The sequence below is a fragment of the Paenibacillus sp. FSL R5-0486 genome (genome assembly GCF_037975155.1).
GTDB lineage: Bacteria > Bacillota > Bacilli > Paenibacillales > Paenibacillaceae > Paenibacillus > Paenibacillus amylolyticus.
Window position 1 is genome coordinate 5953391 of record NZ_CP150237.1, and the last position, 12617, is coordinate 5966007.

11 protein-coding genes and 1 pseudogene are annotated in these 12617 nt (G+C 45.9%); 5 read left to right on the forward strand and 7 right to left on the reverse strand.

Annotated features, from left to right (window positions below; all coding sequences use genetic code 11):
• Positions 1-328 precede the first annotated feature (328 nt).
• The gene (locus MKY01_RS26315) at positions 329-988 is read right to left on the reverse strand and encodes a YheC/YheD family protein (protein ID WP_036605763.1); all 660 of its coding nucleotides are present in this window, start codon (positions 986-988) and stop codon (positions 329-331) included.
• A gap of 238 nt (positions 989-1226) precedes the next feature.
• Between MKY01_RS26315 and MKY01_RS26320 the strand changes: the two genes are divergently transcribed.
• Both MKY01_RS26320 and MKY01_RS26325 read left to right on the forward strand, forming a co-directional pair.
• Complete coding sequence (locus MKY01_RS26320; protein ID WP_017692428.1) at positions 1227-1481, forward strand: hypothetical protein; 255 nt, start codon at positions 1227-1229, stop codon at positions 1479-1481.
• Positions 1482-1507: 26 nt separating this feature from the next.
• The gene (locus MKY01_RS26325) at positions 1508-3037 is read left to right on the forward strand and encodes a Ppx/GppA phosphatase family protein (protein WP_339284213.1); all 1530 of its coding nucleotides are present in this window, start codon (positions 1508-1510) and stop codon (positions 3035-3037) included.
• On the opposite strand, the gene ppk1 is transcribed toward MKY01_RS26325, so the two are convergent.
• Positions 2997-5078, reverse strand: a complete 2082-nt coding sequence (gene ppk1 / locus MKY01_RS26330) for a polyphosphate kinase 1 (RefSeq protein ID WP_036605760.1) — start codon at positions 5076-5078, stop codon at positions 2997-2999. The genes MKY01_RS26325 and ppk1 overlap by 41 nt on opposite strands.
• A 248-nt stretch (positions 5079-5326) precedes the next feature.
• On the opposite strand from ppk1, the gene MKY01_RS26335 reads away from it, so the two are divergent.
• The 3 genes from MKY01_RS26335 to MKY01_RS26345 all read left to right on the forward strand — a co-directional run bounded on the left by MKY01_RS26335 (position 5327) and on the right by MKY01_RS26345 (position 8186).
• The gene (locus tag MKY01_RS26335) at positions 5327-5554 is read left to right on the forward strand and encodes a hypothetical protein (protein ID WP_017692425.1); all 228 of its coding nucleotides are present in this window, start codon (positions 5327-5329) and stop codon (positions 5552-5554) included.
• A gap of 383 nt (positions 5555-5937) precedes the next feature.
• A complete protein-coding gene (locus MKY01_RS26340; protein WP_339287269.1) occupies positions 5938-6951 on the forward strand; it encodes a glycosyl hydrolase 53 family protein in 1014 nt (337 codons plus the stop codon).
• 749 nt (positions 6952-7700) lie between these two features.
• A complete protein-coding gene (locus MKY01_RS26345; protein ID WP_315372955.1) occupies positions 7701-8186 on the forward strand; it encodes a hypothetical protein in 486 nt (161 codons plus the stop codon).
• 172 nt (positions 8187-8358) lie between these two features.
• On the opposite strand, the pseudogene MKY01_RS26350 reads toward MKY01_RS26345, so the two are convergent.
• From MKY01_RS26350 to MKY01_RS26370, 5 genes and pseudogenes are all read right to left on the reverse strand, one after another.
• A pseudogene (locus MKY01_RS26350) lies at positions 8359-8619 on the reverse strand (SDR family oxidoreductase); the annotation flags it as partial.
• A gap of 102 nt (positions 8620-8721) precedes the next feature.
• Positions 8722-9999: an MFS transporter gene (locus MKY01_RS26355; protein ID WP_315372954.1), complete on the reverse strand. Its 1278-nt coding sequence runs from the start codon at positions 9997-9999 to the stop codon at positions 8722-8724.
• 237 nt (positions 10000-10236) lie between these two features.
• Complete coding sequence (locus tag MKY01_RS26360; protein WP_315372953.1) at positions 10237-10527, reverse strand: NUDIX hydrolase; 291 nt, start codon at positions 10525-10527, stop codon at positions 10237-10239.
• A 211-nt stretch (positions 10528-10738) separates the two neighbouring features.
• Positions 10739-11617, reverse strand: a complete 879-nt coding sequence (gene rarD, locus MKY01_RS26365) for an EamA family transporter RarD (RefSeq protein ID WP_074096366.1) — start codon at positions 11615-11617, stop codon at positions 10739-10741.
• A 151-nt stretch (positions 11618-11768) separates the two neighbouring features.
• Positions 11769-12347 (reverse strand): hypothetical protein, encoded by a 579-nt coding sequence (locus tag MKY01_RS26370; protein ID WP_339284216.1) that lies wholly within the window; start codon positions 12345-12347, stop codon positions 11769-11771.
• Positions 12348-12617 lie beyond the last annotated feature (270 nt).

Consider the following 12617-nt stretch of genomic DNA (forward strand, 5'->3'; position numbering starts at 1 on the left):
CCTCAAAACTATCATATCAGAGATTCATATAGAGAACAAGCGTTCTTGTTATCCACAACGATATGTGGAAATCCTGTGCATAGTTTGTTGATAAATGGAAAATATATAGAGTAATCAACGTGTATAGTGTGGACAATATTTATGCACAGGGAGTTTGTACTACTGTCAGAACGTTTATCAGCGTATTTTTTTTGGAATAAATTCATAGTTTCAAGACTTGTTGCGAGTAAATTACCCGGTAATGTAAAATTTCAAACGGTTTTCATACCGTTTTCTTTTATATATTATCGGTTTTTCTTGAATTTTCTTGAGTTTTCCCATTCATTTTCTATTGGGGTCTGGTATTCACTTCCAGAATCCAGATCTTGCCTGAATAATCCAGTCCATAATCAAATCCAAGCTGACCTACACCAGGGAACTGACTTTCCATAATGTACGTACATGTCATTGTAAGTGAACGCATCTCCCGGCGTTTGTGCCGACCGGATATATGTGGCAGGGATAAACCAAGAGCTCGCCTTCCTGATAACATGGTGCCACCCTTGCTCAGATTCGTCACACAGAGTCCGGGACGAGCGAGTCGTCCTACTAATGAACGGAATACCCAGCCTCGTTGGGTTTTGACAACTTTGACTCTGTAATCAACAGGTCTCCCTTGAATTGTTGCCAGATGAATGCCTTGCTGGATCAAGTACTTGCGTCTAGCCTTTACACGCACCAGAGAGCGATACATCTGGCTGAAACTGGCGAAAGAACGGGTCGTTTTCATATGGGTGTATCGATAAGCCCCACCGCTGGCCGATACCCGGATGACACCGTAACCTCCGCCTCCTACAATAGGTTTGACATACACCATTCCATAACGACTGAGCATTTGCAGCAGATTACCCGAGTTGAATGCCTTGGTCTGTGGGATATGGACAGCAGCTACCGGATATTTCATCAGAGCCGCTGTCTTCCGCCATTTGCTTGCAAGTTGTCTCGACATGGGTTGATCTCCTTCCTTGAAACAATAGTCCTTCCTTATACATACTCAACAGAAGCCTTGCTTTCTTGGATGTCTGTCCACGGCAAAGGCCCCTTTTCCATGTAACCTGTCCCAGGGGTGATGGCGGAAACGGGAACAAGCGCCCGGTTTACTTTTCAAACAAGTCAATCTGTCGTATGCTACTAAGGAATGGCTTGGAAGGGCTTAAATATGAGGATCTAAGGAGCGTTAAGAACAAATGGAAGCATTTTTCAAATCACTTTATGGCGTAGCCTATTTTGCAATGTCGATCGTTCTGGTAGCTGTTACGGTACTTCTCTTTGTCACAGGTATTCGACTGTTTATGCAAAAGCGTAATCGCGGCTTTGCCGTGAGTTGTCTTATATTTGCCTGTTTCATCGTCTTTATCATTGTTGTTATGTTAACTACGCCCTTCTCTGCCACACCGCCGGGTTCACCGGAAGCCATGGCTGCCCTTCTTCACTTCGGGTAGTTGAACCTCTGTAGAAGGAGATGCTTATGACACGTACTAATGAAACCTTAGGAATTATTGATATCGGCTCGAACTCCATTCGTCTAGTTATCTATGAACTGGACCAGGACGAAGCCTATCGCATCATTCATGAAGACAAATACGCCGCTCGTCTAAGCAGCGTTGTTGAGTCCGATGGAACCATTCTGCGCCATTCTCTGGATAAAGCCATCACCATCTTGAGTCAATTCAAAGCGACCTGTGAAGCGTATCAGACCAAACTGATTCGCGCAGCAGCTACCGCAGCTATTCGTAATGCAAACAATGTCCTTGAGATTATTGAATGGCTGGAGACCGAGACGGGGCTTACCATTGAATGTGTATCGGGAGATCGGGAGGCCTATTATGGGTTCCTTGGTGTCACTCAATCCATTGATCTGGCAGACGGTTACGTCGTGGATATTGGAGGCGGCAGTACAGAGATCACGGTCTTTCGGGATCGGAAAAGGTTACATAGCATCTCCCTCCCTATTGGTGCAGTGAATTCACATGCCCGTTACGGGGGCGAAGATCAGTGGACTGAGGAGAATGCAAATGCATTATGCAACGAAGTCACTGAGGCTCTCCGTGGACAGGATTGGATTCGTGAGCATCCTGGTCTGCCACTCATCGGACTTGGCGGCACAATGCGTACACTCGCCAAAGTGGAACAGAAGCGCACCCAGTATTCTTTGCCTGTCAGCCATCATTATGAGATCAGTGAGGAAGCGATGGAGAACATCGCTCGCTCCTTACCACATCTCACCTCGGCACAGCGCAAAAAGGTACCTGGGCTCGCCAAAGATCGCGCAGACATCATTGTGCCCGGCGTACTGATCCTACGAACTGTCTTCCAGATAATACAGGGAGATCGTTATGTGGTTAGTGGTGCGGGTTTACGGGATGGGTTATTACGGGATTACATGGCTGGAGGGCAGCCGGTCGTTCCAGACGCGCTGAAGGACAGTATCCGCAACTTTATCCATTTTGGTCCGCCTATTCCAGAGAAACGTCTGCAACGGATTCATCAGGATATGGTTACCCTGTATACAGCATTACAAGGTGCCCCTCCTGATCAAGCAGATGCCCGAATCCTGTATGCATCCTCCATGCTGCACATGGCTGGTAAGCAGATTAACTATTTCCGTTATACACAGCACTCGGCCTATTGGATCATGAATTCGAGCATTTATGGACTTTCTCATCGGGAGACCATTCTAAGTGCCAGTGCAGCTGATTATCATCCCAAAAAAAGAACGCCCCAGCTGCTGAATAAGCACCGGGACATTCTGAAAAACTCGGATGAGCGGCATGCTCATCGTTTAGGCTCTCTGCTCCGCGTAGCTGAAGCCATCAATCGATCCGAGAGCATCGCTGCGATCAAAGCAACAAAAGAAAACGACTCGCTGCAGGTGCAATTCACCTGTACAGCTGAGCCGTTACTGGAACTTGATGGCCTGGAAGAGGCCGTCAAGGATCTGAAGGAAGCCTGGGGAGTTACGTTAACGCACTCCATTCAGCAGGCTTCCAAGGGATAATACCCATGGCCTCCGTCTGACTTCTCAGCGGGGGCTTTTCATTTTCTACAAATACATAATTGCCACCAGGCATAAGTTGTCTCGCTTTGACATTATCCATAAGGGACAGATTAAGGATATCCACCAGCATCTTTTTCAGCTCTGGATCAAATACGGGACACATCAGTTCAATTCTTCGATTCAGGTTACGTGTCATCCAGTCTGCACTGGAGATGAATACATCCGGGTTGCCGCTATTTTCAAAATAAAACAACCGTGAATGCTCCAGAAAACGATCCACAATGCTAATGACCCGAATATTCTCACTGAGCCCCTCTACCCCCGGACGCAGACAACATACACCACGCACAATCAGATCGATCTGCACGCCTGCTTGAGAAGCCTCGTACAATTCATCAATCATTTCCTGATGGGATAAGGAGTTGATCTTGGCAATGATTCTGGAAGGTTTGCCTTTCAGCGCGTGCTCTGTTTCTCTACGAATCAGTGCAAACAACTCATCCTTCATACCATCCGGAGCTACACGGAACGCCTGCAATGCCTTCGGACCGGAGTATCCGGTAATCTCATTGAACAATTCGGATGCATCTTCCCCAATAATTGGATTAGAGGTGAACAGTCCCACGTCCGTATACACTTTGGCTGTACTCTCATTATAGTTACCGGTTCCTACATGAACATAACGTCTCAGCCCCTGCTGTTCCCTGCGTACAACAAGAATGATTTTGGCATGGGTCTTCAGTCCAACCAGTCCATATACCACGTGACAACCGGCTTTCTCCAGCTTACGCGCCCAAGCAATGTTGCGCTCTTCATCAAACCGGGCTTTCAGTTCCACCACCACCGTGACCTGCTTACCACTCTCAGCTGCAAGTGCAAGTGCCGGAATAAGGCGTGAATCGCCATTGACCCGATATAATGTCATCTTGATGGCCAGAACTCTTGGATCTTCCGAAGCCTCCAATATAAAATCAGTGACTGGTTCAAACGATTCGTACGGATGATGCACCAGTACATCGCGTTTGCGCAGTAGCTCAAAATGACTTTCTCTTGGCAGAAACTCAAGTGGGTAGACTGGCTTCACCGGACTGTATTTCAGATGTGAGAAACTTTCCAGACTGTCTACGAATCCCGCCAGAAAACTCAGATCAAGTGGTCCATCAATTTCATATACCGGGTCCTGAATATCAAATTCATCCTGCAATTCCAATAAGGCATCCGGACGAAAATCCTTGCACACTTCCAGTCTTACAGGAGCCCCGCGGCGTCTGCGGCGTAATTCTTTTTCAATAGCCTCAAGCAGATCTTCCGCTTCTTCTTCATTAATAAACAGATCCGCATTACGGGTCACTCTGAATTCCTGTGCAGCAAGCGAGATATATCCGCTGAAGAGCGTATGGATATGATGTTTGATAAGATCTTCAATCAGTATGAATGTTTTCTTTTTGCTATTCGCCCGAATGGGAGCCTGAACTACCCGCGGCAGATTGGAAGGCACCTGAACAATAGCCATAAACGGCTCGCCCTCTTGCTCCCCTTCCTTCTGTAACATCACGGACAGATAGACAGACTTGTTGTGTACCAGTGGGAACGGACGACTCTGGTCAATCGCCATCGGTGTGAGTACCGGAAAAATAATTTCATGAAAGTACTGGTCCATTGCGCGCTGCTGTGTCACATTAAGATCTGTATATTCCTGAATGTTCACGCCTTTCTTGGCGAGTAGACGAATGAGTTCACGATACGTTTTATACTGTTCGGCGACCATGGTCCCGGTTCGTTTGATCAATCTGCGGTACAATCCCGAAGGCGTGTATCCTGTAAAATCTTTTTGCGTGAATCCGGCCTTGATCTTCTCTTTTGTCTCCGCCACCCTTACACTGACGAACTCGTCCAAATTACTAGCGACAATGCCGAGAAATCTCATGCGTTCCAGCAGAGGCGTTGTTGGATCCTGGGCCTCCTGAAGTACGCGCCGATTAAATTCAACCCAACTCAAATCACGATTAACGTAGTTGCCTGTTTTGACGTCTCTATGCATGTATGGCCTCCGAATGTGTTGCATATCTATTCTTGGTTAGAAGTTCTCATATAATTGTACTATTCGTAATCAACATCAAGCGTCAGCGCAGTGTAAACGCTACGTAAAATTTATGTAAATGATACCTCATGGCCGCAACTTTTTCCATCCCTTTACAAAGGTCAATAGACAGAGTAAAGTGAAGTACAGTGTGATTTGGTCCGGTTGCTTGTTCTCATTCCAAATATAGTTGATTAAAGGAGTATATAATGAAATCCAACAAACCTAGAACGTTACAAAAAAATATAGAGTTTTTCACGGCTGCACTATCCCAATGTATGGTAAGCGCATGGCAGGAAGACCCGGCTGGCGTCTATTGCGAGGTCGGTTGTGGCATTGTGGAGCGGATCAGTGAAGACAGTGTGCGCATCCGAAACAATGACGGAACCAAGAGCCATTATGCACGAGATATCACGATGTTCCAGACTGAAAAATAATTTTTCGTAAATACGTAAAAAAGACTAGCTTTCCGAAACAAGGTGTTGTATACTCTTGCCACAAGGAAAGGAGGTGCGTCAACATTTCTAATGTCATGTTGAACGTGTCCCTTACCCGATCCACTAGCTCAAATTAAAAGAGTCTGGTGGAGGCGCGGGATACGGATCAATGTTTCAAAAAGCGCCACGGGTAGAAAAGCCGTCTTCGGACGGCTTTTTGTTTTCTCATTTTCTGTAGAGAGGTTGATAAAACACCCAAAATATTGGAAATGGACCCTTTAGTAGAGTAAACCAGGATGGCTATAATTAGGATGCAACTCAACCTAAATCCGAGGAGGCATCTTGTAATGTTCAAAAATGTAAGGGGTTTCAAGACATCCATCATGTTGGCTTTTGTTTTGTTATTCACCTCCATCATGTTGCCCGCAGGTCAGCATGCCAGCGCAGCACCAAGTTTCGCCAAAGGAGCCGACATCAGTTGGGTTCCCGGAATGGAAGCCCAGGGTTACAAATGGAAAGATAAAAACGGCGTACAGCGCGACATCATTGATATTTTGAAAAAAGACTATCAAATCAATTCCGTTCGCATTCGGGTATTTGTTAATCCTTCGAATGATTATGGGAACGGTTACATGAATAAGGATCGTGCGGCTGCACTCGCACAACGTGCCAAGAATGCTGGCATGAGTGTGATGCTTACCCTGCACTATAGCGATTCCTGGGCAGACCCTGGTCAGCAAACCAAACCTGCTGCCTGGAAAAACTATACGTTCCAACAGCTCATGGATGCGGTATGGAACCACACTCGTGAAGTTATGACGGCGATGCAAAGCAAAGGCGTTACCCCTGACTGGGTACAGATCGGTAATGAAACAAGCAACGGTATGTTATGGGAAGATGGCAAAGCATCCACCAACATGAAAAACTATGCGTGGCTGGTGAATACAGGCCATAACGCAGTGAAATCCCTGAGCAGCGGCACCAAAACCATTGTGCATCTGGCAGGTGGGGATGATAACGCCCTCTATGTATGGAATATTGGTGGTCTGATTAATAACGGAGCTAACTTTGACATGATCGCCATGTCCCTCTATCCTTCAGCTTCCGGCTGGAACACTGCTGTGACAAATACGGTAAACAACGCCAAGGATATGATCAACCGTTATGGCAAAGAGATCATCATCTCCGAAATTGGCATGGACAATAACCAGGCTGCAGCTGGCAAAAGTTTTGTTGCCGCGATGAAAAACCAAATTCGCAGTCTGCCAAATGGCAAAGGTAAAGGTGTATTCTACTGGGAGCCTCAGGCTACACCAGGTTATAACAGTGGATATGGTAAGGGTGCTTGGCAGTCGAATATGATGCCAACTGTTGTCATGGAAGGATTTATTGACTAGGTACGTTGGGTAGAAGTGCGGGCTTTGGGGGGCAGCGTGGTGGCGTTCCGGTGGCGGATCGTTCTTATGATCGCTGTTATCCCCAGATTTTTATGAATTCCCCTTATTGGGGGGAAATCCGGGGATAAAGGCGAACGCTTCGCTTCTTCAGAATCGATTCCGCCCCCTCCACTACGTTGTTGCTCTATGAGGCACTTCTAAAACCGTGTGTAGTCAAATGGTAAGTAGTAAGGTAAAACAAGAGCTTGAGGCGCTGTTCCCGGGGGGATTAGCGCCTTTTGGTGATGAAGTGCGTTGAGGGGGCAGCGTGGTGGGCGTTCCGGGGGCGGATCGTTCTTATGATCGCTGTTATCCCCAGATTTTATGAATTCCCCTGATAAGGGGAAAATCCGGGGATAAAGGCGAACGCTTCGCTTCTTCAGAATCGATTCCGCCCCCTCCACTACGTTGCTGCTCTATGAGGCACTTCTAAAACTGTGTGTAGTCAAATGGTAAGTAGTAAGGTAAAACAAGAGCTTGAGGCGCTGTTCCCGGGGGGATTAGCGCCTTTTGGTGATGAAGTGCGTTGAGGGGGTAGCGTGGTCGGCGTTCCGCGGGCGGATCGGGCACTCTAAAGCGTGTCGCAATCAATCGAGGAGGGGTGCATCACTCGGGCTGGAGACTGATGTTCTTTTGGCTTACATATGAATATAATAAGTTTATTGAGATAACCCATAGGATCAACTTCTAATTGGAGAGGAGGCATAAGGATGAGTTTTTTAAAAGGGTTCGGTCAGTTAGCTGGGGAAGTTACCGGGAGAGTGTTGGGCGGCAGCGTGAGGGTTGTTGGTGAAATTGCAGGAAGTCCCTTTATCAAAGAAATCGGGAACGGCGTAGAGAAAGCCACAATTAATACAGGCAAAACCGTTGGACAACTGGCTAGCGGGACATATGATCTTGCCAGTGGTGCAATTCGAAAAAATGATACCGCCATAGACGCGGGGCTTGCCGATATTGGAGGTGCTGTAACCAATACTGCAAAAGGTGTAGCGATATCAGCCAAGTACGTATATAACAGCGGTAAAGATGTTGTTGTGGGCATGAAAGAGGAAGATAAGGACAGAGTGAAGCTTGGTGCCAAGAATCTTTTAGCTGCTGCTGCGGTAACAACACTCGCTGTCGGTGTCATTGATGCAGTTGATGGGGCTGAAGGTGTGGATATTTCGGAATCTGTGGGTTCCACGGATATCAGCTAAACCTTGCTTATTGGCCCCCGAGATATAAGCGGCAGACCAGTCGCTGTCTTAAGTGCGACCGTGGTACACCGTTTAGGAACAAAAAAAGCAGAACGCATATTGTTTTGCTACATAATAAAAGACTGATTCCAAATATTAAAATATAGGAATCAGCTTTTCACGACATTCCGTATTATTCTCGAATAAATCCGCCTTCCGAGTTGAGGACCTGCTCCGTGATCCACTCTGCTTCCTCACTCGCAAGAAAAGCAATCAAACGTGTGGCATCATCAGGTGTCCCAATACGTCCCATCGGAAATTTTGGCAACAGATCCCCTCTGATTTCATCATTCATAAATCTCTAATCCGTTGGACCTGGATTCACGGCATTAATGGTAATTTGGAGCGGTTCAAGTTAGTGAGACAAGGATCTGGTAAATGCGGAAATGGCTCCTCACAGAGTCGGGATTCCCTTTCCCAATACATCTCATAATTCATACTAGTTACTTCTTCAAAAAAAATTTATTGATAGAAAAGCTTTATCTAATCCCTCGTACTAATCCACCGTAGCTTCAGGAGTGGCTTTGTGCCGAAAAGCCCGGTAATTCAGCAAGCCCACAACGATCGCTAATATAGTCAATCCGGACGCAAACAGGTAGAGGTTCACAATGCCGATATATTCGGCGAGCCCAGCCATACCGAGCAAGGAAATGCAAAAGACCAGATGCATAAGAGATGCCTGGGCAGACAATACTTTGGGCAGCAAACGTTTGGCCACGCTACTCTGAATCAAGGTACGCCGATTAATCATGGAAAGCTCCGCGAACGGCCCCATCAGCATAACGAATATGAGCGCAATGAAAGGCTCTGTGTTCAGTGCATAAAATGCAGTCAGTACTCCATAACCTGCCATGCCGATCATCATCACGGCGAAATAACGGTTGCCAATTCTTCGTGCCAGAGCAAGGACCAGCAAGCCTCCACCTATGGTTCCAGCAAAATATGCAGCATTAATGAATCCCCACCATTGCTCCCCTTGTCCCAGTGCGACTTGAACAAAAGCCAATGTAAAGGCACCTACCCAGATTGAACCGCCAAGCATGTCGATCATATCCATAAACGTAAGCACCCGTAGACGAGGCGTATTCCATATCATTTTCCAGCCTTCGGTTAAGGTGTGCCACCTGCTTGTTTTAAGTACAGGCAAGACATCAGAAAAAATGTGCAACTCCTTTGCTCCAGCTTGCTTCTCCGTTGGTTCGTTGACGCCAAGCGTAAACGCTGCGGCCAAACCATAAATAGCGGCCGTCAACAGCAGCGTCGGGCTAGCCCCGATCAGGGCGACCACAACACCGCTTAGACCCCAACCTGCAAACTGTACAACCTGATCGCTGACACTCATAAGTCCGTTCGCCTTAAGAAGACCTTGCTCGTGTGTCACGAGACGTGGAATAAGGGCATTCCGAGCCGGAGTTGTCCAGCCGTCGAGAAAGGACATGACAAATACGAGTGAAAATACGAACACCAGGGATGCTGCCTCTCCGTTGAGCTGCAAATAAAAAGCCAGACAAGCGAACAGCAGAAATTGCCCTGTTTGTGACAGTAGCAGAAGCCTAGACAACTTGAAACGTTGAATCAGCAAAGGGGCGATCAAGCTGCTGAGCATCTGTGCCCCGCTTCGCATCAGCGGCAAAAGCGCTGCCGATATTAGCGAATCGGTCTGGTTAAGCACCATTACCGTAAGCGCCATAATATATAGTACGTCGGCTGCATTCGCAGCCGATTGCGTGGTCCACAGGAAATAGAAAGGACGCGTTAAATAGGATGATTTCATGAACAATCGTTCTCCGTTTCTTAGCAATTATATACAAACAAAATTACAGTCCATCGAAAACCATTCTATAATCCATGTTACAGCTGTTTATGGAATAGAGTTAAGGAATATTCTTTTTGGGAGACTATATGCTCCATAATCTGTCGAATGGCTCCCGGATCTCGTAACTTTAGCAAGTTGAATCAACAAACCCTCAGGAGCTACCCACATCGAATCTATGATCTCCGTTGTATCTAATCAAAGAGCACCACCAACAATTGTACCCTTGAAGTGGAACAAAACAACTTGATGATTGGTACTGCTAATAAAATTGTAAACCCCTGTAGTAGCTGTAAGTGTCACATCAAAACCAGTTTCTTCCTTGACTTCTCTTCGTGCTGCTTCTAAAATATCTTCACCATGTTTAACTCTGCCTGAGGGGAAATTCCATGTATGTTTAACCGATGCTTTGTTTTCCTTAATCATATGTATCTTATCATTATGTGTTATAGAAACACTCACAACCATCACAATCCGGTTTTGTGTCATTCTTACGGACCCTCATAGCTAAAAATAATCACTGCATAAATTACTGTTGTAAATGAATAATTCATATCTCGTTACACTGAACTGCTCGTTTGGTTAAACAAAAGCAGCCGATCTCCTTGATCGGCTGCCTTCTTGGTGTGTTCGAATCTCTCCCCATCCATTGGAGGTGAACGCCATTAGAACTTCACCTGTTACAAGGATATGTATGCCTTCAGCTTACCTTAGCGAGTCTCGTAGCACGTATCGATGCGGTAGCGTATACGATAAGCGCTGTCCAAATGAGAGCGAAACCAACAAGCAGAACTGGCGAGACCGTTTCCTTGAACACAAACACACTCAGGATCAGCATGATTGTCGGCCCAATATACTGTACGAAGCCTAGTGTGGACAATGACATTCGAGCAGCTGCCCGTGCAAAGAACAGCAACGGCAACGCCGTCACCACACCGGAAAGTAACAGTTCGAAGAACATCGGTGCAGGCAACGTCCATGCCGTTGCTTTTCCTACAACGGCCAAGTAGATCCAGTAGCCGAGTGCGACGGGCAGAACTACAGCTGTCTCCGAAAATAAGCCCACTGAAGCGTCTTGCTTGATCTTCTTCTTCGCTAGACCGTACAAGCCAAATGACACGGCCAATGAGATCGCAACCCATGGGAAACGTCCGTAGTCGATAGCGATGATAAGCACCGCGACACCAGCGATGGCAATCGCGAGCCACTGTCCACGGTTTGGCTTTTCATGAAGAAAGACAACCGCCAGTAACACGTTCAGCAACGGGTTCAAATAATAGCCCAGACTTGTCTCAACGACATGACCGTTATTAACCGCCCAGATGAAGATAAGCCAGTTAATAGCAATTAGCAGCCCACTCGCGGTAAGGGACAGCAGGGTCGAACGACTGGTCAGAATGCGCTTCATGTCACTCCAACGACGTTGGACGGCAACGAAAATCCCCATAAAGACAAATGACCAGACAACCCGGTGCGATAAAATCTCGCCTGCCGGTACATTTTCAAACAACTTCCAATACAGCGGGAGAACTCCCCACATGATATACGCAATGATCGCGTTGATTAATCCACTATTCATAACTGTATCCCCTCTTATTGCTCTGATATCTCAACGGATTATACGCCTCGATCCTCGTTTAAGTAAAGGGGGTAATAGGTCATACAGGAATCCATGCCTAGTTCAAATGACTTTTTGTTTGAGCAAAAGCTTCACGTTTAGCGCTACCAAATTATGCTTTGCGCTTTTTCTTTCTTACTCTCATGATGAAGGTAAAGATCGCCGCAAATACGACCACACCTACGATAAACAAATCAACATCTTGCTCAAACATAAACCACATTTTGTGTTCTACGTTCACTTGTTGTTTTGGTGGAAAGCCTTCCCCGAATAGTTCAGTTGCTTGATTAATATTGTTCATTTCGATGGTTGAACTGCACGGACTACTACTTAATTCACCATCCACTTCGCTAAAGTATATTAAGTATTTGTTACCTTCCTTGAAATCAAATCCCCATGTGAAGTTGGTTGCGATAATTAGTTGAGAGTCAACTTCAGTATTCCAACTCCTCTCAACTTCCACTAAAATATATCTAATTTTCTCTTTGGTTCCCGTAAACCCCTCTTGCTTCAAGTCGACCTTTACTTGCTTTACTTCACCATAAACAGCTCCATCATATATTTCTAACTCTTCTTGGGGGCTTCCCGATACAGCACATGACAAAGCGTTAACATCTTGTGCATTTGAGATAAAAAACACGCTAGATATAAAAAATATAAACGTGAATATACGAAGCTTCAGTTTTTCCACCTTCTTCTCATAATGTTAATTGGTACATCTTTATTGACCTGTTTAACAGGAAAAATGTTGCATTTTCCCTGGCCGTTAGATGAATGAACAAAGAAGCAACCAATCGGACACATTTGTTTGCTCCTGTCTTTATTAAGTTATTATTCAAGACTAATCTAAAAGAAATAAAACTAAGATATTTTTCTTACAGCAAACCATAACTCAACAAAATTCAGTCCATCTTTAACTCCAGTAATTTCAAATTCCATTCCGTCGACCTGTTCATATCCT